Origin of the sequence: Methylobacterium sp. ME121 (assembly GCF_000974725.1) — a bacterium.
GTDB classification, from domain to species: domain Bacteria; phylum Pseudomonadota; class Alphaproteobacteria; order Rhizobiales; family Beijerinckiaceae; genus Methylobacterium; species Methylobacterium radiotolerans.
In genome coordinates, this window is the sequence record NZ_BBUX01000014.1 from 93339 (window position 1) to 113818 (window position 20480).

14 protein-coding genes are annotated in these 20480 nt (G+C 64.9%); 9 read left to right on the forward strand and 5 right to left on the reverse strand.

Features of this window, described 5'->3' with window-relative positions; translation table 11 throughout:
* Nucleotides 1-202: 202 nt before the first annotated feature.
* Together ME121_RS12285 and ME121_RS12290 are read right to left on the reverse strand one after the other, a co-directional pair.
* Nucleotides 203-1510 carry a glycosyltransferase gene (locus ME121_RS12285; RefSeq protein ID WP_059408914.1) on the reverse strand — a complete coding sequence of 436 codons (1308 nt, stop codon included), beginning with the start codon at nt 1508-1510 and terminating at the stop codon, nt 203-205.
* The gene (locus ME121_RS12290) at nt 1507-2271 is read right to left on the reverse strand and encodes an HAD family hydrolase (RefSeq protein ID WP_029360248.1); all 765 of its coding nucleotides are present in this window, start codon (nt 2269-2271) and stop codon (nt 1507-1509) included. Before ME121_RS12290 ends, ME121_RS12285 begins: the two co-directional genes overlap by 4 nt.
* Before the next feature lie 666 nt (nt 2272-2937).
* Between ME121_RS12290 and ME121_RS12295 the strand changes: the two genes are divergently transcribed.
* The 6 genes from ME121_RS12295 (at nt 2938) to ME121_RS12320 (ending at nt 12008) form a co-directional block, all read left to right on the forward strand.
* Complete coding sequence (locus ME121_RS12295; RefSeq protein ID WP_179240040.1) at nt 2938-3960, forward strand: glycosyltransferase family 2 protein; 1023 nt, start codon at nt 2938-2940, stop codon at nt 3958-3960.
* A gap of 181 nt (nt 3961-4141) precedes the next feature.
* The gene (locus ME121_RS12300; RefSeq protein ID WP_029360247.1) at nt 4142-5203 is read left to right on the forward strand and encodes a glycosyltransferase family 4 protein; all 1062 of its coding nucleotides are present in this window, start codon (nt 4142-4144) and stop codon (nt 5201-5203) included.
* Between the two features lie 243 nt (nt 5204-5446).
* Nucleotides 5447-6862, forward strand: a complete 1416-nt coding sequence (locus ME121_RS12305) for a lipopolysaccharide biosynthesis protein (protein WP_012321473.1) — start codon at nt 5447-5449, stop codon at nt 6860-6862.
* Nucleotides 6863-7141: 279 nt separating this feature from the next.
* Nucleotides 7142-8500 (forward strand): polysaccharide biosynthesis/export family protein, encoded by a 1359-nt coding sequence (locus ME121_RS12310; protein WP_012321474.1) that lies wholly within the window; start codon nt 7142-7144, stop codon nt 8498-8500.
* Between the two features lie 150 nt (nt 8501-8650).
* Nucleotides 8651-10138 carry a hypothetical protein gene (locus ME121_RS12315; protein ID WP_012321475.1) on the forward strand — a complete coding sequence of 496 codons (1488 nt, stop codon included), beginning with the start codon at nt 8651-8653 and terminating at the stop codon, nt 10136-10138.
* Nucleotides 10139-10664: 526 nt separating this feature from the next.
* On the forward strand, nt 10665-12008 hold the full coding sequence (locus ME121_RS12320) for an FAD-dependent oxidoreductase (protein WP_059408915.1): 1344 nt from the start codon (nt 10665-10667) through the stop codon (nt 12006-12008).
* 125 nt (nt 12009-12133) lie between these two features.
* On the opposite strand, the gene ME121_RS12325 is transcribed toward ME121_RS12320, so the two are convergent.
* A complete protein-coding gene (locus tag ME121_RS12325; protein WP_024828730.1) occupies nt 12134-13279 on the reverse strand; it encodes a glycosyltransferase in 1146 nt (381 codons plus the stop codon).
* A gap of 1183 nt (nt 13280-14462) precedes the next feature.
* Here ME121_RS12325 and ME121_RS12330 point away from each other — a divergent pair.
* The 3 genes from ME121_RS12330 (at nt 14463) to ME121_RS12340 (ending at nt 17742) form a co-directional block, all read left to right on the forward strand.
* Nucleotides 14463-15221, forward strand: a complete 759-nt coding sequence (locus tag ME121_RS12330) for a sugar transferase (protein ID WP_012321478.1) — start codon at nt 14463-14465, stop codon at nt 15219-15221.
* Nucleotides 15222-15572: 351 nt separating this feature from the next.
* The gene (locus tag ME121_RS12335) at nt 15573-15797 is read left to right on the forward strand and encodes a hypothetical protein (RefSeq protein ID WP_012321479.1); all 225 of its coding nucleotides are present in this window, start codon (nt 15573-15575) and stop codon (nt 15795-15797) included.
* A 1432-nt stretch (nt 15798-17229) separates the two neighbouring features.
* Nucleotides 17230-17742, forward strand: coding sequence for a hypothetical protein (locus ME121_RS12340; protein WP_012321480.1), 513 nt, complete (start codon nt 17230-17232; stop codon nt 17740-17742).
* A gap of 274 nt (nt 17743-18016) precedes the next feature.
* Here the strand turns inward: ME121_RS12340 and ME121_RS12345 are convergent, their stop codons facing one another.
* Both ME121_RS12345 and ME121_RS12350 read right to left on the reverse strand, forming a co-directional pair.
* The gene (locus ME121_RS12345) at nt 18017-18544 is read right to left on the reverse strand and encodes a hypothetical protein (protein ID WP_043343165.1); all 528 of its coding nucleotides are present in this window, start codon (nt 18542-18544) and stop codon (nt 18017-18019) included.
* Between the two features lie 845 nt (nt 18545-19389).
* A partial coding sequence (locus ME121_RS12350) for an acyltransferase family protein (RefSeq protein ID WP_491892834.1) occupies nt 19390-20480 on the reverse strand: 1091 nt, incomplete at its 5' end.

Here is a 20480-nt window from a genome sequence, read left to right on the forward strand (position 1 = left end):
TCGCGAGAGCGGCGTGGTCGGGCCCGCGATCTCGGAAGCCGGGATCGCGCACGACCCCGATCGCACGCAGAAATTCTATATCTAATATAGGCAAAAAATCGCGGCGCTAATTATTTTATAGCCAGCGCTTCGACTTTCTACAAGAAAATCCGAATGCAGAAGCGGCGGCCTGAGCGCTGCATTCAACGGCACCTGGAAATCCTCAGTTCGCGCCGGAGGCCTGCCGACGCCACAGGGGCGGGTCCGCGCGCGCCTCGAGCGCGGGCTCGCGGCTTCGCCGGAGACGGGACGTGGCCTCTCTGTGGACGGCGCGTCCCGCGTAGACCGCCTCGATGACGGGAAGCAGGAGCCGACCGGCCCGCGGGAAGCAGCGGAGAAGCGCGCCTTCGCGCCAGAGACTGTCGCGGATCTGCTGCACGGGCCGGGTCGGTCGTGGCGCGGCGTACTGCGCGCTCAACTCGACGCGTCCGAAATCGCGGGATCTGCCGCCGAGGCTCAAGGTCGAGACGGCCCGGTCATCCGGCCAGATGACTGCCTTCTTCAGGGCCGTCCAGGCCCGCGCCGCGTCGTCCGGGATCGCCGCGACGCTCTCGGAGCCTAGGCGGTCGATGTGGGCCAGGACGCCCGTGAAGAGGTCCGGCCGCGTCGATGCGATCCGCGCCTCCCAGCCGTCTTCCTGGAGATTGGCCCGCGGCGGCGATCCCGGGACGGGCTGCGCGAAGGTGCGGACGCTCGGCAGGTCCGGTTCCAGGCAGGCCTCGATCAGGTGCCAGAAGCGCAGCACCGATGTGCGCGCGTCCCAGGGCTTGTACCAATCGCTCTCGACGCTCAGGCCGAGCGTGCGGCGGAAATGCGGTGTGGCGAGACGCTTGTAGTTGCAGCGGGCGAACTGGAGCCCGGACCAAGTCCGCTCCGGCAGGCCCTCCTGAAGCATGCGGACCGTGCTGCCGTAGAGCCCGGTATCGACCAGAACGCAATGGCGCGCCGGGCCCGCGCAGGCATCGAGATGCGCGCGGAAACAGGCATCCTGCTGGGCGACCGCGGCGTGCAGTCGGGCCACGCCGGGCTCGTTGCCGGCCAGGAGCGCGGCGAATGTCGCGTCCTGAAAGGGCGCGTCCCAGGACGCCGGCAGGGCCAGATCGTCGCGTTGCGCCAGCGCCGCCGCGATCTCCGACATCGACCGGCCGCTGAACTCCCGGCCGAGCTCGGAGAGAACGCCCGGGCTCGGCGGATCGAAGGCGGTGCGGGCGGCCACGAGGCGCGACACCATCAGGGACGCGTGCGGGAGATTCTGCGGCAGACCGGTCTGTCGGAGGAATCGCGCGTAGACGAGCTGCAGGCGCAGGCCGCCCCGGGCGCAGAACAGGAGGACGGTCCTGTCCGGCGCGAGGAAGCGTTCCACGAGCCAGAGGCGTAGGCAGAACTCGGCGAGGATCGGACCCAGCACGCGCTGCCCGAACGCGACCGCGTCGTCGCCGGCGGCGCGGCGTGCGGCGTCGGCGGCGGTCACGGCCCGGTCCTCCTGGTCCCGTTCCGGGCGACACCGATCCAGTGCCGGTGCATCGCGCGGGCGCGGACGGCATCGAGGCGGCGACGCAGTACCACGTGGCGCGGCCGGAGCAGCTGTGCCGTCCGCAGGCCCGCGGCGGCGGCCATGGTCACGTCCGCCAGCGTGTCATCGCCGAGGTGGAGGATCTCGGCGGGCGCCACCTTCTCGTTCCGGAGAACGACGTCGAAGAGCGCCCGGGTCCGCTTGGTCGCGTCGTGATCGGCGCTGGTGTAGATGTGCGCGACGGGATGGCCTGGAGCAAGCGTGTCCAGCAGATGCGCGATCGTCGCGCCGCGGTGGTAGGTATCGCTCACCGCGATGATCCTGTCCCCGGCCTGCGCCCGCCGCTTCAGCCAGGTCATCAGCGGGGTATTCGCGCGCAACTGGGCAAGCTCGACCGTGATCTCGGCCCGGTACAGAATGTCCGCGGCACGATCGTCGAGGCTGAGGACGCGCGTCATGGCCGCGAGCATGTCGGCGAAGCGCACGTCGCCCGAGGGATTGGCCAAGTCGAGCGCGCGGTAGGCCGCGCGCTGCACCTGCAGGCGCGCGGCGTAGATCGCGCCGGGACGGGGCGCCGTGCCGTGCTCCGCCGCGAGCGCCCGCGACGCGACCGTCGCGATGTCGTGGAAGCGGCGGCGCTCGGATCGGTGGTCGCGATGGAGCAGCGTGTCGAAGACGTCGCAGGATACGATTCGGGCCGCCGTCTCGGGTAGGTGCATGGTGGCTTGATCTCTCCCGATCGGTTGCGACCGAACCCGATTTCCGGTTGCCGGACGGTGTCCGGCAGCCTCCTGCAATGACGGTGCCGTGTCGGCGCGAAGCCGCGCACGACAATCGTACTCTGAGCAGTATAACAAGAATTTGTCCCGTCCGACATGAATGAAGACGTGCTGCTACATCCATAAGCATTGACGAGACGGCAACGCTCCCCCGGAAAGGCGGGTTGATCGGCCCGGCCGCGGAGTTCGCCTCCCGGGATCGAGGGCCCATACGAGGCCTGGAAACGGCCAACAAGACCGCCGTTTGGTGGAGGCGCGGGGATCAAAGGTACAACCACCATCGTGAAGGCGGACGGGCTGACACCGCCGGCCGCGACGACCGACGTTCTTCGCGTCCTCGGACGGCGCTTCGATCTTCAGCGTCCCGGCTCGGCCGGGGATGATTATCGATCAATTCGCGATCACGGAGAATTGATCTTTGCCCCGGATCATCGTCAAGTGCCGAGATGGGCAGTGCCAAATTCAGCAATCAGAACTGAGTTTTTGCCGCTCTTTCAGGGTTTTGACTGTGGATTTCAGTGAGGTGCCGTGGTAGCCACCCTGTGTCGGGCGCTCGGGGCGGTGAGATACGGGAGCGCGAAGCGACGAGCGAGAAAGACATCTGTCGTGGCCACGGATCCTAAACTCGCAGTCATCATCACCTGCTTCAACTACGCGAGTTATGTCGGCCAAGCAATCCAGAGCGTCATCGCTCAGGGTAATGACGCTTGTGAGATCGTCGTGATTGACGATGGGTCGACGGATGACTCGTGGTCAATTATCCATCGGTCCGGCATCACCGCGTTCCGGATCCCGAACGGCGGTCAGAGGGCGGCCTGCCTCTATGGATTGGCCAAGACTCGGGCCCCGTTTCTGCTCTTTCTCGACGCGGACGACGAGCTCCTGCCTGGCGCGCTCGACCGCATCCTGCCGGCGCTGGACGCGAATGTCGCCAAACTTCAGTTTTGTCTGACGTGCGTCGATTCCGCGGGAGCAGTGCTGGCGGATCGTTATCCCGCTCTCGACGCGTTCCGCGGGCAGGACAGGACTGTCAACGACATCCTTAGATCCGGAGTCTACCAGACGCCGCCCACGTCCGGGAATGTGTTCCGTCGCGACGTTTGCGACCTGCTCCATCAATGTGACTACGACCAAGCTGTCGACGGCGTGATCCTGCTGGCCGCCCCGTTCATGGGCGAGATCGTCAGTCTCTCCGACAGTCTCGGGCTCTACCGCGTCCACGGCCGGAATGACTCGGGTCTGGGGCGCGTCCCGCAGGCGGCGACCTTCGAGCGGGACCTGCAGCGCTTCCAGTCGCGTTTGAAACATCTGCGAGATCTGCTCCGGAATTGGCGGCCCGGGGTCTCGCTCATCGAGCCGGAGAAGACGTACTATTTTCAGTTCCTCGAGTTCTGCATGGCGATCCTCCGGGGTGTCCGGTACGGTGGTCGGCCGTTCCTGTGCCTGCTCAGATCTGTCCTGACCGAGCCGCGTTCGCTGAAGTGGAAGGTCGCGAACGCGCTCTTCGTTGCCGCGACGTTTCTCGCGCCCGTTCGCTGCGCACAGGCGCTGCTCGCCTTCCGCTTCTCGATCAAGCGCCGGCCGGTCCGCCAGATCCTGCGCGCCAGGATAGGCGCGGGGCTTTGTTGAAAATCAGTAAATCGACGGATTTTTCTCTTGCGTCGGGTCGCGTTTTTACACCTAAATGCCTGAAATATGTAGCGGCTCTCCTGTTCGGCTGGAGTCGTATCGCGCGCCTTAATCAGCGCCGCAGCTTGCATGGGCCCCAGCGCAGGCCGAGGCTCGGATCTGACACGAGCGCTAGTGAATCATGCGTGTTCTCCATCTGCTGAACCATACGCGCCGGTTGAACGGCCATGTCCACGCGGCCGTCGATCTCGCGTGTCAGCAGGCGCAGTCCGGACACCAGGTCGCGATCGCCAGTCAGGGGGGGGATTTCGATGCTCTGCTCCAGTCCAATGGCGTCGAGTCGATCTTCGCGAGCCACGCGCGCGCGCCGGCCCAGATCCTGAAGTCATTCCTCGGATGTGGCGGCGTGCTCCGGCGTTGGCGTCCCGATGTCGTCCATGCCCATATGATGACCAGCGCCGTCCTGGCTTGGCCAACCTGCAAGCTGTTGCGCGTTCCCCTCGTGACGACCGTCCACAATGAGTTCGAGAAGGGCGCGATCCTCATGGGCCTTGGAAACAGGGTCATCGCGGTGAGCGGCGCGGTCGCCGCGTCGATGCGGAAGCGCGGCATCGCGGATTCCCGCATCGACGTCGTGCTCAACGGGACGATCGGCTCGGCCCGCATGCGCGGCCGCTCGGAGGAACCGCAGAGCCTGGATCATCCCGCCATCGTCTTCGTCGGAGGCCTGCATCCCCGGAAGGGACTGCCCGATCTGCTCAAGGCCTTCGACACGGCGTTCACCCACAATCGCGCCATGCGGCTCTACGTCGTCGGCGGTGGTCCTCACCGGGACGCCTACGTGCGGACCGCGCGCGCGCTCGCCTGCGCGGATGCCATCACCTTCACCGGTCCGCGGGATGATCCTTACCGCTGGATGCTGGGCGCCGACATCTTCGTCCTCCCGTCCCACGCCGATCCGGCTCCGCTCGTGCTGTCAGAAGCCCGGGAGGCGGGTTGCGCGATCGTCGGCACCGACGTCGACGGGATTCCCGAGCTGCTCGACGGGGGGAAGGCGGGCGTTCTTGTCCCGGCCGGCGATCCGGACAAGCTTGCGCAAGCGCTGATCGCACTCACGACCGACCCGGCGCAGCTGAGCGCGTGGAGGGCGAGGAGTCAGATCAACCTGGATAACCTGCGCATCGCCCGGGTGGCTGACGAGACCTTGACGGTCTATCGGCGCGCTGCCGGCCTCGCGGGGTGATGCGCATTCCAGTGCGCGGGACCCGGGCACCGGGCCGCGTCCGCGACGCACCGCGGCTCGATTGCAAGCTGACCGAAGTGACTAGATTGATGCCGCTGCCGGATGCTGGTCCAGGACTGCCTTGCAGAGCGGGTCAGGATCGGAGACGCCATGTTGCCCAGATCCGGATCGATGTCGTGAGGACGAGGCGCGGCGTCGTTTCGGGCGGGTGTGACGACGGTCATCGCTCCGTGGGACACGTTCATGCTCGCCTTTAAGACGCTGCGCGGCGCCGGATGGAGTGTCGCCGCACGGATCTCAGCGCGCGCGATCGACCTCGGCACGCTGCTCATTCTCGCGCGGGTCCTGTCACCGGCCGATTTCGGCCTGACGGCCATCGCCGCGTCCCTGGTCTCCATCGTCGAGATGATCCTCGAGATCCCGCTCGTTCAAGCCCTGTTGCGCCTGCCGAAGATCGAGAAGTCGCATCTGGATACGGCATTCACGCTGGGTCTTCTCCGGGGCGGGGTGATCGCCGTCCTGATGGTGGCTGCCGCATGGCCCGTCGCCCACATCTACGGCGATGCCCGCCTCATCCCCATCACGCTCGCGCTCTCGTCGGCCCCGATCGCGCGAAGCCTCTACAGCCCGGCCATGGTGCACCTGTTCCGCAACATCGACTTCCGGGCGTCGTTTCTGGCGGATTTTTCCGGCAAGGCGGTCGCGGCCCTGATCTCCATCGGAGCCCTCTATTTGGGGGCCGGCTATTGGGCCCTGGTCATCAATCCGGCCGCATCCGCAATCCTGCCGACCATCCTGTCCTACGTGCTGGCGCCTTACCGCCCCGGGCTCTCCCTGGAGCGATTGAGCGCCTTCTCGGCATTCACGGGCTGGTTCACATCCTCTCAGATCCTCGCGGCCTTCAGTTGGCAGTATGATCGCATGTTCCTCGGCTACCACGTCGACAAGGCCGTGCTCGGTCGCTACGGGGTCGCGAGCGACTTCTCCGTCCTTCCGACCCAGAGCGTCATCGGCCCTGCCATGCGGCCCGTCATGGCCGCGTTCGCGACGATCGCCGATGACCGCCTCCGCTTGCAATCTGCTTTCCTGAAGGCGGCCCGACTCACGATGATCATCGCGCTCCCGGCTGGAGTGGGAATTGCATTGACCGCCGACCAGATCGTGAGCGTCGTCCTCGGCTCGCAGTGGAGTTCCGCAGCACCCTATCTGCGCTGGCTGTCGCTGGCCATCATGTTCACCGCCTATTATCAGCCGGTTTCATCTCTCTGTCTGGCCATGGACGAGCCGAATGTGATGCTCAAGATCACGCTCTACGAGTCGATCGTGAAAGTTTTGAGCATGACAATAGGTTTCTACCTCGGCGGCGTGATGGTGATGATCTACGCGCGTCTTGCCACCGCCTTGTTTCACTTCTTGATCAGCGCCTTCTATGCGCGGCGTCTCGTCGGCGCGGGTGTGGCGAGACAGATCCGCAATCTGTGGCAGATCGGCCTCTCGTGCTTGGTGATGACGGCGGCGGTTCTCGCGCTGCGGGTCGTCTTGAGCCGCGTCGATATCGGGCTCACCGGTCTTCTGACAGCCATGATCTTCAGCGGCGTGGCGGCTTACAGCCTGACCATGCTTCTGCTCGGATTTCGCCTGCGGACCTTGCGTCCCTGAGGTCAATCTCGAGCGGGCCGGGGGCGAATATCGCTGGACTCATCGGGGTCATCGGTCTGACACACAGGGCCGCGCGCCATGAAATCTTAGTGGAACCTGCGCCGACCACTCGGAAAGGCGCCGGCCGCAAGACAGACCTGGGATCGATAAATCTTGGCTAATCTGGCCGCGTCTGCTACGATTCAATATGGCTCTCGGGACTCTGTGCTTCGGATACCGTAGGGCCGGCGCGGCGCACAGATTCATACTCAAGATCTGGGTCCGGTCGAGGAGAATTTGATGCGTCTGCGTGTAGGTGCGGCGGCTTGCATTTTGCTGTTCGGCGGCCCGCTCGCGAATGCGGCCGCCGACGAGGCGGGTCGATACGTGCTCGGCCCTCAGGATCATCTGACGATCCGCGTCTATGATCTGCGTCGCAACACCGGCGAAGCGTACTCGTGGACGGCACTGAACGGTCAATTCGTCGTCGCGGCGGATGGAACAGTGTCGATGCCGCTGATCGGACAGATCAAGGCGGCGGGCGGGACGCCGATCGATCTCGCGAACGCCATCGGTGTCGCGCTGAAGCAGGTGGCCGATCTCGCGGAGAAGCCTGCGGCCTCCGTCGAGGTCGCGACCTACCGTCCATTCTACATCATCGGCGCCGTCCAGCAGCCCGGCAAGTACGAGTACCAACCTGGCTTGACCGTACTGCAGGCCGTGAGCACGGCTCAGGGCCTGATGCGAGGCACCGATCCGCGCAGCATCCAGCGCGACGCGGTCACGTCGCGCGGCGAGCTGCGAAACTTGGCCGCGGAGCGCGTCGGCTTGGCCGCCAAGCTGGCCCGTCTCGAGGCGGAGATCGGGGGCGCGGAGACGATCGCGTTCGGAGGCGATCTGAGAGGCACAGTGGACAAGACGTATGCGGAGCAGGCCGTTCGCGGTGAACAGCTCCTGTTCGACACGCGTCGGAACGCGCTGAAGGCCGAGATCAAGGCGATTGAGCAGTCGATCGCCAGCTTCCAGAATGAGATGAGCACCCTTGATAATAAATCCAAAACCCTCGACCGCCAGATCGAGCTCAGCCGCGGTGAACTCGGTCTGATCAACGATCTGGTCTCGAAGGGGCTCACGATCGCCCCGCGAAAGCTCGCCGCAGAGCAGAGTCAGGCGTCGTTCGAGAGCAGCCGGCTCGACGTGCAGGTTGCCATGCTGCGCGCTCAGCAGAGCCTCACGCGCGCCGAGCGCGATATCATCGACCTCAAAGCCCGGTTCCGCCGCGAAGCTCTGTCGGAGGCCGCAGATGTCCGTCAGAAACTCGCCTCGATCGACGAGAAGACGCGCACGGCCGAGCGGCTCACGGCCGACGCCGAGTCGCAGATGGTCGGCAACACCGATGACGCGTCCGAAACCTTGAGCGCGCGCTACGAGATCACTCGAAAGCAGGGGGTGAAGGCGGGCACATGGCTCGCCTCGGAGGAGGCCGTCGTCGAACCCGGCGACGTCGTGCGCGTGACGCTCGTGCGTCAGCCGGCCGATAAACCCGGGGAGACGCGGTCATCCCCGACGCCGCGGCACGGATCGGCGGGCGCGCCGGTGAGTCGCGGTCCGGCCGCTTCGGACGCGCCACACCGGCCGACCGACAGCGCCAATCGCTGAGCTGGCCGGTGCGTGCGCGTCGCATCGATCGGCGGGGCGATCAGGCGACGCGATCGTCCGATACAGGCCCGGCCTCGATCGTCCGACCGGTGATGCGTCGCCCGAGCGCCGCTGCCGACCCGTCGTCGATCATGCCTGGACCGGCCTGACATGAGCTTCGAACCGATAGGTGCCATCACGGTCGTCGTCGGCCTGTTCTGTCTCCTGCTCGGCCGGGAATCGGTCGTGATCGCCTTCGTGGTCTTCTGTAATCTCGGATCGGCCGCGGCTCTTCTTCTGGGCGGCGCCAACGTGCAGCCGGCGCATCTCTTCCTCGTGTTTCTGATGATTGCGACACTGTTCTATCGCAACATCTCGACACTGGTCCTGAGCTCCTTCCGCCTGCCGGAAGCGGGCTTCTGGCTTCTCTGCCTCACGCTCTACGGGGTGGCGAGCAGCTACATCCTGCCCCGGCTCTTCGCCGGCCAGACCTATATCGTGCCGCTGGGAACCTCGTCACATCTGATCACGAGCGACGGCGTCGTTCCCCTGGGCCCGGTCTCCAGCAATTTCACGCAGCCGATCTATCTCATCGGCGATCTGGTCTGTTTCAGTGTCATCACCGCTTTCGGATCCACCAAGAACGGGATCGAGACGCTCGCGAGAGCGCTCATCATCTATGTGGCCGCTAATATCTGCTTCGGCATCATCGATGTGCTGACCGCCGCGACGGGCACTCAGGAGGTCCTGCAGTTCATTCGCAACGCTCAGTACACGTTCCACGACGAGGAGAGTGTCGGCAGTATGCGGCGGATCATCGGGGCTTGGCCGGAGGCGTCGGCCTTCGCGGGGATGACGCTGGGCGGTTGCGGTTTCACCGGCATGCTCTGGCTCTGTGGCCGCAAGCCCTCGGTGACGGGACCGCTCGCCTTGATCTCGCTGCTGTTCGTGATCCTATCGACATCCTCGACCGGCCTGGTCGGCGCCGCGGTCCTGATAGCGATCCTCTACACGATCGCGCTGATGCGTTGCAGCACGCATCGGCAGGACCGTTTCAGTGCCGGACTGGTGGTGGCCGGTCCGCTGGTCCTCTGCGTCCTCGTGCTCCTGGCCCTCTCCGTCAACGGTGTGGCCGAGCGCGTCTACGATTATGTCGATACGCTTGTTCTGAGCAAAGCCGAGACAAGTTCGGGTGTTCAGCGCTCGGCCTGGAACGCCTACGCGTGGCGGAACTTCGTCGACTCGAACGGCCTGGGCGTCGGCCTCGGAACCAACCGCACGTCGAGCTTTCCTCTCGCGGTGCTGTCGAATGTCGGGATACCCGGAGCCGTGTTCTACGTGCTGTTCCTGGCTTCTGTGTTCGGATTTCGGCGCGGAGCGCCGCGCACCTACGCGAGCGATATCCGCGCCGCTGGCCGCGTCGCCTGCCTGTGCCTGCTCTCCGGCAGCATCATCGCGGGTCCGACGGTCGATCAGGGCCTGATGTTCTATATCTTTGCCGCGACCGCGTGCGCCTATCCCGTACGCGGTCCGGTCGGGGGGCGCAGTGTTTCCGCGGCCTCGATCGCGCCGGCCGCAGCCGCGATACAGGCCCGGCTCGTTGAGCCAGCTCGGCAGCTGGCTCGGAGTGGATCACTCGGCACGTCGGAGCGGGCCTGAACGCCGATTCGGCGAGCCGATGATGGGCACCGGCAGCCGCCTGTCCGCGTGCCGCTCCGGGAGAAACACTGAGGTCCGCGCCGTCGCGCCGCGATGGCCGACACCGACATGGCTCGCGGTTCTGAGGAAACACCTGGGGCTGCTGGGCAGATTCGACTCTCTTGATCCGGTGGCTCCAGGGTATGTATCGGGCTTATCATCGATTTTACTCTGCTGCCGAGCGGTCGTTGCTGCCGCTGCCGCTGCCGGCCGCACGGCGGCGGGCGCCGCTCGGCCCGTTCGAAACGGGTGGCGAGGGTTGGCGTTGGACCATAGGCGGTGTTTCGGCCCGCGCCATGGCATGTTTACATATTCCGGATCGTTAATGCTGGTGACGACTGGGTTCCGGTCGGTTCTTATGGTGTCGATGCGAAAATTTCGGTATGATTCGAGCTCTCGGCGGTGGTAATCACGTTCTGCCCGGGCGATCACCATGCTCCGCCATCGTCCTATCTCGTCTGACGCCATCGCCGGTGCAAAGCGAAGCATGACCGACTCTTCGAATCTCGACGGCGACGGGCGATCCGAAGATGAGATGTTCGATGCGATCATCTTAGGGGCCGGGATTACCGGCATCGTCTCAGCCTCTATATTGCACGATCTCGGGTGTCGCAGAATTGCCGTCATCGATGAATTTCCCAATCTTGGGGGAAACCATATCGACCGGGCTATCAAGGGGTATACCTTCGATGTCGGAAGCCTGATCTTTCAAGACGATTCGCCTTTGCTGAAGTATTTTCCCGAGCTGCTGGAGCATTACGTTCCGATCAAGCCGACGTGGGGAAAGCTGACACCTCAGGCTTTCGTGACCTCATACCCGCTGTCGATCCGGGACGATGTTGTCCGGGCGGGCCCGTGGGGAATCGTGAGGATCGCGCTGTCGGCCGCGTTCTCGCGCGTGGCGCGGCGCAAGATCGGGAATGCGCGGGAGTTCGCCCGCTACTGGATCGGTGACTATCTGCTCAGACGGTCCGGCCTCGAGAGCTACATGAAGCGGTTCTTCGGCGTGCCGGCCGACTGGGTCGATCTGGAATTCGCCGAGAAGCGGATGCTCTGGATCAAGGAGCACGCCACGCCGCGCGTCTTGTTGCGCTATGTCCGCCGGCATCGCTCGCCGGGTCCGACCAACCGGCAGCTGGCGCGGCCCCGCGAAGGCTTCAACGCCCTCTACGAGGTGGCCGCGCGGACCCTCCGGCAGCGCGGCTCGGCCTTTCACATGGGTCAGCGGATCGTATCGATCACGCGGCGCGGGACACAATTCGATGTCCGCACCGAGAGCGGCCGCTTCACCGCCAATCGACTCATCTCGACGATTCCCATTGCTCGGGCGCTTGCGCTCTGCGGTATCCGGGAGGATCCCGGTCTCGCGTCGGTGACGCTGATCAGCTTGTATTTCAGCTTCAGCGGGACCCGCGGCTTCGATTGTTCGGTGCTCTACAACTTCGCGCACGACGGGGCGTGGAAGCGGCTCACGATGTATTCGGATTTCTACGGTCGGGTGGAAGGGCGGGAGTATTTCGGAGTCGAGGTCATTGCCGGACATGCCGGCGACTCCGCGACGATCGCCGAGCAGGATTTTCGGGCGCACGTCGCCAAGAACGGGCTCTTCGCCGGTGATCTGGTTTGCGAGGGCAGTCAGATGGTGCCCTGTGCCTATCCCGTCTACACGGGGAAGGCCCATCAGCGGGTGTCGCGCGCGCTCTCGCAGCTCAGCGATTTCGGGATCGAGTCGTTCGGTCGGCAGGGTGGCTTCGACTACCAGCCGACGGCCCGTGTTTCGACCCTCAACGCGGCGGCCCATCTGATGCCGGCCGGCACGGCCGACGCTTAGTCGAGGCGATCCGACCAGAGGACGCGTCGCCTCGCCCTCTGAGACCGGTGCCACCCGCTCGTCGGTCGTCGCCTCGGCGGTTCAGCGCAGCCCCCGGATCCGCCCGCCGCTGTCGCGGGACCGTGTCACTGGACCAGGTAGGCGCGGCTGGACTCGCGCGGCGGGCGCGGCGCCGCGAGGCGCTCGCGCGCCAGCACCCCGTCGACGAAATGCCTGATCTCGTCCGCGAAGCGGCCGACGCCGAAGTCGGCGGCGCGGCGGACGAGGCGCTCGGGTTCCACGCCGATCAACCGGCAGCGTCGGACGGCATCGATCAGCGCGTCGACGGATTGCTCGTGGAAGAAGGTCCCGGTCACGCCGTCGATGACCGTCTCTGTGACACCGCCTTTGCCAAACGCGACCACCGGCCGGCCGCTCGCCATGGCCTCGACGGGAACGATGCCGAAATCCTCCTCCCCGGGGAAGATCAGGGCCTGGCACCGTGCGTAGTGGTGCTTCAACACCTCGAAGGGCTGCGGACCGAGGATCTTGATGTGCGGGCCGGCCATGCTGCGCAGCTCGCGCAGCATCTCGCCGCCGCCGATCACCACGAGCGGCTGCTCCAACCGGTTGAAGGCCTGGATCGCCAGTTCCGGCCGCTTGTAGCGGACCATTTCGCCGACCATCAGATGGTAGTCACCGCGCTCGCTGTCCGGAACAGTCTCGAAAGCGGCGGTATCCACCGGCGGATGAATGACTTTGGCTTGGCGCCGATAGTAGGTCTCGATGCGCCGCGCGACCGTGTCCGAGTTGGCAATGAACTCGTGGACCCGGCCGGCCGAGACCGCGTCCCAGTTGCGCACGTAGTGGGCCACCGGCGGCATCAGCATGCGCGTGAGCAGCCCAGTCCGTTCGCGATAGTCATGGTACATGTTCCAGACGTACCGCATCGGCGAGTGACAGTAACAGATATGCAGCGCATCCGAGGGCGGGATGATCCCCTTCGCCGGACCCGATTCGCTGCTGATGATCAGATCGTATCCCCGCAGGTCGAGCTGCTCGAGGGCCATCGGCATCAGGGGCAGATAGGATTTGTAGCGGCTGGTCGCGAACGGCAATCTGCCGATGAACGAGGTTCTGACCCGGTGTGCCCTGATGGTCGGCGACATGGATTGCGGCGCGTAGGCGTGCGTGAAGATGTCGGCTTCCGGATAGAGATCGCAGAGCGCCTCGATGACCTTCTCGCCGCCTCGCATCCCGACGAGCCAGTAATGGACGATCGCGACCCTCATCGATCGGACCCTGCTTCCACGGTCATCGCGCAGGTCGGGCCGGCGGATGTCCGATCTGCCGCTGTCAGGCAGCTGCTCCATAGGCAAGGGACCATGATTGCGATGTTCTCAGCTTGATCGGATACGGGCGCCATCAGCTGGACCAGATTGAGCCGAGCCTCGGGTGCTGCCGGCGGTGGCGGAATTCAGAAGGTCGCGATGAGTCTCACGACATCCGCTGTGCGGCGGTGGTCCGGAGAGGGCGTGCCGACCGGGCGGGTACTCTCTGGATCCGCATCAGGCTCGGGTCTCCCGGCATTCGCCCGAACGGGCGGAGACCGCTCTGCGCGCCGCGCACCTCGGCACCCTGCTCTCTCTCTCGGCGCATGCGTCATAAGCCGCCCCAACCCGCACTGACTTCGGCATTGTCGCCGCTCCTGCACGTCGGATGCCGCTTAGCCATCCGCAGGATACTGAGTTCGTCCATCCGGGTCACGCCGAGGCTGCCGCCGCCATAGTGATTAGTCCGACGGCGTCGGACCACGGCCGCGCACGCGCGTCCTGCTGCGGCGCGGCAACCGATTTCCACGATCCGGTGCGCATCCCGCCCGTCGACGGCGTTCGACGTACTGTATCGTCAGCCCACCCATAGAGAGCGCCCTCTCCGTTGTCATGGCCGCGTTCGAGACGAAATTGATCTGGCGGAGCCATTCCGCGGCATCCTGGCGATCGCCGCCGCGGCCACCTTCCGGAATACCTGCGCCGGGGATTCCGGACATTGCACAGCGTTCCCCACGCGAGGACGCCCCGATCCGGATGAGGGCCGCTCGCGCGGAAAAAGCACAGAGCCGGGCGTGGCTCAGCTCTCGATCATCAACCGTTGGAATGCGCGGCATTCCTCGGCCCGGACGCACGCAGTGCACAATGATGGGTGAGCATCCGGCCGAGGTAGGTGTCTCGCGACATTGCGGGGATGGCGAAGCTGAACCCGATTCGTTGCGGCGTCGCGGGACAGAGTCACGGTGCCACTTCTCTTCAGCCTGCAAGATCGAAATCTATTCTTACAATTTACAGTGAAAAATGTACTGACATATAGGGCGCGGCTAAGCTTGATACAGACGCGATGATTTGATATCGGATCGTTAACAATTGATTAATCGTTGCTGCACCCGGCGGCCCCCTGCCGTCACGAGGAGCCAAAACCATGCTGCGCGACGTCGGCCCACCGCTTCAGCCTACCTTGCGTGCACCGCAGTACAGTGTTGAGCTGGCGGACCAAGTGGGCGAGGCGGCAGAGGCGGTCGCAGAGGCCGTTCTGCCAGCGGCGCCGTTCGTGGCGCGGGGTCTGCGGCTGGGCTGGGCCGCCAAGCGCGGTCTGGACATCACCGTGGCGGCCACGGCCTTGTTTCTGCTCCTGCCGCTGCTGCTCCTGATCGCCGCGCTGGTCTATGCCGGTGATCGCAAGGCACCGATCTTCCGCCATATGCGAGTGGGACGGGACGGGCGCCGTTTCGGCTGTCTCAAGTTCCGCTCCATGGTGACGAACGGCGACGCCGTTCTGACGGCGCACTTGGCCGCAAATCCGCAAGCCCGGGCCGAATGGGCGGCCACACACAAGCTCAGCGACGATCCGCGCGTCACCGCCATCGGGTACGTGCTGCGCAAGACGTCGCTGGACGAGCTGCCGCAGCTCTGGAACGTGCTGCGCGGTGAGATGAGCTTGGTCGGTCCGCGCCCGATCGTGCCGGCCGAAGTCGCCCGCTACGGGCGGGCCTTCCCCACATGTTTCGCCGTGCCGCCGGGGGTGACCGGGCTGTGGCAGGTCTCGGGCCGCTCCGACACGACCTATGCCGAGCGCGTGGCGCTGGATCTGGACTACGCCACCCGGTGGACCTTGCACCGGGATCTCGCCATCATGCTGCGCACCGTTCCCGCGGTTCTGGCGCAGCGCGGGAGCCGATGAGACACGGGCGGCCCGCGGCGCCGCACCGCGCCGGATTGCGGCGCGCCCCGGCGCAATCGGGGTTGGGACGGCTCCGACGCCGCTGGCCCTGGCCTCGGCTCCGGCGCGGTGCGACGGCGTGACCCGAACCACTTTCCGAGGTGCGGATCGACGGGACGAACGTCGCCGGGCGGCTATTCGCGCCGCGTCGCGACGTGGACGATATCACGGACATCGGGGTGCGCGAGACCATCACCCGGCAGCGCCGGAGACGGCCACGCGGCGCGCGGAGCCTGAGACTCGGGTCTTGGCCTCGACGAGACCGGTCGACAGCTTGCTCGTTCGTCGGATCGAGCCGCGGAGAATCCAGCGATGGTCAACCATGAACCGTGCCGGCACGAGGATCCGATCTGGTATGATCGGATCGAGGTGGACGAGCCGCCCGGCTTGATCCTCGATCTGTTGGCGCACGTGTTCGTGGCGATCATGGCCGGGATCGGTGCGGCAAGAACGCTGTACTGGCTGCCAACGCAGCTGTGGTGTCGGGCTTCGCGCTGGGTCCTGCACCGTCGGGCCGCCGCGGCGAAGCGTTTCTGAGGCGAGCGCAACATCGGCCCGGCCGAGCCTTCGCCGGGCTCAAGCGGCCCATCCCGGGATTTCACAAACCCGGGCCCGTCGCCGCGGCTGCCCACCGTCGAAGCACCGGATCGCGGCGGGGACAGATCGGCACTGCGTCGATGATCGCCGTTGACGAGCCAAACCTCAGCCGGAGGCGCGATCGCAACGGAGTCGCCGACGTTCGATCCCTTCGGCACCTCTGCTGTGCAGGCGGTGCCCTGCGGGCGTTCGGGCGCAGCGATGAGTCGTGGATCGCACGGATCGGAGCGCGCGATGACCCGCGGTGGCTGCGCGATTTTCGGCGGATTTGATCTGAGTGTTCGTTCGACCTTGGTCGCCAGAACGACTAAGCTTCCTGCGGACGGAAGATCTCTGAAATGTCCGGACTGAGGCTTCGGGTCTGGTGCGTCATCGTGCTGAAATTGACAATATTCACATTTTGATATATGTTTTGTTGGTATGTAAAGTCGGCGAAGCGTGGGGACTCATCGGTCGGGTCTAATGTATTCGCCTGTGTGGGATGGCGAGTGCTGGTATGAGGCTTTGGGAGACGGGAGTTGGCGTTCGACGCTGGCACTTTGGCCTGCCTCTGCGCACGCGCAGAATGACCGCCAGAGAGCGCTCTTCTTCGATCAGCGTTTGCCAAACGTGTGGTGCAAAGGTGGAGCATTCTGGAATTTATTGTGTTCCCTGTGCAATAAACTATGCCGACGACGATGTGGCGTATTTCGATCGCTGGGTGTTGATATTTATCTGGATCGCTGCGGGTGTGGTTCTGTCTGGTGCTGTTTATTATGTATTGAGATTTTTCAATGTGGGATTTTAGCGATGCATCACTGTCCGCTCCTGCCCAGCCTTCGCTTCATCGGCCCGGTCGGCTCTCAGCGGGCGCGAAGCGCGCACCGATCGACGCGGGACGTCGGCGACGCCATCCGTCCGAACGCGCGCGGATCACGGCGCCGCAGCCGGAAGGAGTGGGGGTAAAGCACCGTCGCGGCGAAGTCCGCGGGCGCCGCAGGTCCAGGCAAGTGCTTGCGGGGACGAATTTGGCGGCTGGAACTCGCGTCTCGGTCCGAGATCTAGAAGTGATCGAGACGGTGCCCGACTTCCAGTATGGCCAAGTGCGTTCGTTGATGCTCCGGGGCCCGTCCCGTATAGGCTCTCGTCGGGAATGGAGCGTGTTGGCACGCGATTAGGTACGGGCCGGCGCCCGTGCGTTGGATCTACGGACCATCCGGCCCGATATTCCGGTGAATGGCATGTCGATGTACCTCTATCGAGTGATGGGTACTGATCATCGCTAGGTAAAATGGCCGTGGGCTTCGTTGTTCAGAGTGCGGCCGCGGCTCGCGATATCTGCGATACGATCGCGTCGGGTCTGGTCAGGTGACGGGTTGAGGGTGAGGGCAGGATGCTCGGCTTGATTTCGACTGCGGCGCTCTCAGGAGCGCTGGCGCTTGTCTTCAGCATGTCCGCCTCGGCCGCCTCCGATATCACGGTCGCTGCCATCGCCACTGGCCGGCTCTATGTCGTCGGTACAACCGACCGCCCCCACACGGCGGTGGTCTTGGATGACCGGTTCCGAACCGAGTCCGACGCGAGCAGGAGGTTCCAGTACGAGTTGGTGTACCACCCCGCCAGTTGCGTGGTTTCCGCCGCGATCGATGGGACGATACACGAGGCGGTCGTCGGCAATTGTGGACAGCAGGTGATGCCCGGCACCTGGCTGGATCCGAAGCCCGCCATGACGAGGCCGGCTCCTCTGGACCGGGTCCTCTCGCCGAAGGCCGAGTTGCCCTCCACTCTGTTCTGCCCCTCGGTTCAGACCGAGCGATCGCAAGATCCCACGCGGATCGAGCTCGCTGACCGTACACCGCCGGTGTTCACCGTCGTGACAGGGATGGACTTCTCGCCGCGCTACTGACGCCTCGCCGCAGGTCGGAGAGAGGCGCAGAGGGCCGGGGCGATGGCTGCAGCGCAGGCGCCCTCGTCGCCGGTGAAGGCGCGATCGTCGGTGACGATCGCGGACCGGTTTCTGGGTGGCGTCGGCTGAGGGAGTTCTCTGCGAGAGGGATCGCCGCTTCGCGTAATGGGGGCGTTGACGGCAGGTCAAGGCGACGGGTGAGAGCGCGCCAGATGCTTCCTGATCGTGATCGAGACTTCGCCGTCCACCGCCCCGGCCGCGTCGGAGGGCGACGCTAGCATCCAGAGCATACGCTCTTCGAAGCGTCCCGGCCGCCCTTCAGGAGCGCTGCCATAGCCGCTTCGCGATTGTACTCCGACATGATCCGCTTCGTGGCGAGCTCTCGGTCGAAACCGGGGATGTTGTCTTTCCGTGTGGCTGAGGTCTCTCCGACGTCGACACCGTTCGCCATCCGGGACAGGCCGGAATAGATCGGCGGCTTCGTCAGATTCTCCGGATGGAGACTCTTCCAGCTCATGCGGTTGCGCATCGAGGAATCGAGCACCGCCAGAGGATTCACGCCGCGCTGGCCGATCTCCGCATCCCTGAGCTTCAGCGTGCCGGGAATGACGACGGGCGGTGGACCGATATCGGCATCAGCACGCGGCGCGGCGGCGTCCACGAGCGGTCCCGTCGACGCGGCTGCGGCGGGTGTCGCTGTGAGGGGCGGCAAGGCGCTGTAGGCGGTCGGCATCGGCGGCGCATGCGAGCACGCGCTCGATGTCAGCACCACCACGAGCGTTCCGATACGTCTGAAAGCCATGGCCGCCCTCGCGCTGCGCCCGGCCATTCTAGCCAAGCTCGGACCCGGCATACCAGTGTTGGCACGCCCGAGTCCAACCCTTATAAACTGCTCATGGCAGTACCCATGGTCTGAAATAGCCGAAAGTAGTACGAATTTCGGCAACCGTTCTTGGCGGAACCAGTCTTGAGGTGGGTCGGTTCGCGGCGACGGATTCTGGCGTAATTTCCCGCTGCGATTGTCATCGTTAAAGTCGTTGTAAAGTAATGCTATGAAAATTTCTCTCGCTTGAATTCTGAAATTGCGAGATCGTGTGGAAGTAATATCGAGTGACTTCGTTGTACCGAGCAGGCACGCCTGGGAGGCTCCGCGCGGACGATGTCATGCCCTGCCAGAACGGGCTCTCAGATGGTGGGCCGGTCCAGTTCTGGCCGGATCGGGCGGCTCGCCATCGAAACACATCCGCCCACTGGCCTCGCCGGACACGGGATCAGGACAGTCCGACGGTGCACAGGACATGGGCTAGGATACGAGATGCGGTCTGTTGAAACGGACGACGCGCCGCACACAGCGGGAGGACCCGGTCGGCGAGCGCATCATCGGGCGTTGTTCGTCCTGTCGAGATCTCGGAGCGAGCCGAGCCGTCTCGACCGAGGACCCCGAAGGTTCCTCGCGCGGGCGCATTGGCTGGCTGCCCGCCAGGCGCGAGCGATCGCCCGGGCGGCCCCTCTTGCGGGCCGGCCTTCACGCGAAAGCGCCGCGATCAGGACTGCCCTGTGCGGAGCGCCGCTGCCCCGTGCGGGAACACCCCGTTCGGATTCGCGCATCGTCGGTGACGAAGGGCCGGAGCCTGGAAAGGCCGGTTCCTAGCGGAGCCTGGGGAGCAGAGCGTCCGGGTCAGCGCAGACGAAGTTCGGGTTACCCGCGTTGCGCCGCCGCACGAAGTGCCGCTCGATCCCGTGCCAGCTCAGGATCCCGAAGCAGAACGCGATCGGTATCGTCAAAACGATCAACAGAAGTGGCGTGATCCCTGGAATCTTCTGAATGAGGAGATTCTGCGTCGGCCACGCGTAGAGGTACAGACCATAGCTCGGATCCGTGCGGTCGACCCACTGGCTCAGGCGATTGGCAGGCGTTGCCAGCGCATACCAGAAGATCAGGTAGCCGCCGAAGATCGCGAAGGCCGGCTCCGCCAGAGGGGGGACAAACAGGAGGCCCGTACAGGAAATCAGCGCCAGTAGAGCTCCGCGCCCCGTCAGAGGGATGACGTCCCGCCAGAGGTAGAACGCAGATCCGATGAGGAAGATGAAGGTCAACCGGATCGTTGCGCTCGAGCTGCCGAAGATGGGGCTTCCGTGCGGTATGTCTGGCACCGCGTGACGGAAGCCGTAGAGGATGCCGAGCCCGACGATGATCGCGAGGCAGTAACGCCGTCCGGCGAGCGTCGAGAGGGCGCCGATACCGATCGCGAGCACGTAACAGCGGAACTCGTACGAGATGGTCCACATCGACCCGTTGAGGTCCGGATGCGGCAGGCCGGCAAACGCGCCTGGGACGACAGGCAGACCGAGAATGAAGAGCTTCGTGACACTTTTGACGGCCGGAATGTCGCTCAGCGATCCGCCCGACAGGCTTCCAAAGAGCAGTATCGATACAATGAACGCGGCAATGAATCCGGGATAGATGCGCGCGATGCGCCGGGACAGATAACTCTTCAACGATCGTGAGGACTGGAGGCTCTTCGTGATGAGGTAGCCGCTGATCAGGAAGAAGCCGTCAACGGCCAAGTCTCCCGAGAAGAAGCTGCCGGTGATCCGTACCAGGAAGTCGCGCGCGCGATCGCCGTCGATCAGTTCCGGCGCGTGTCCGATAATGACCAACAGAGCGAGTGCGATCCGAAGAGAGCCGAAATTATTCCTGCGGGCGCCTCTCTCAACACGCGGGGCAAGGGTACTCA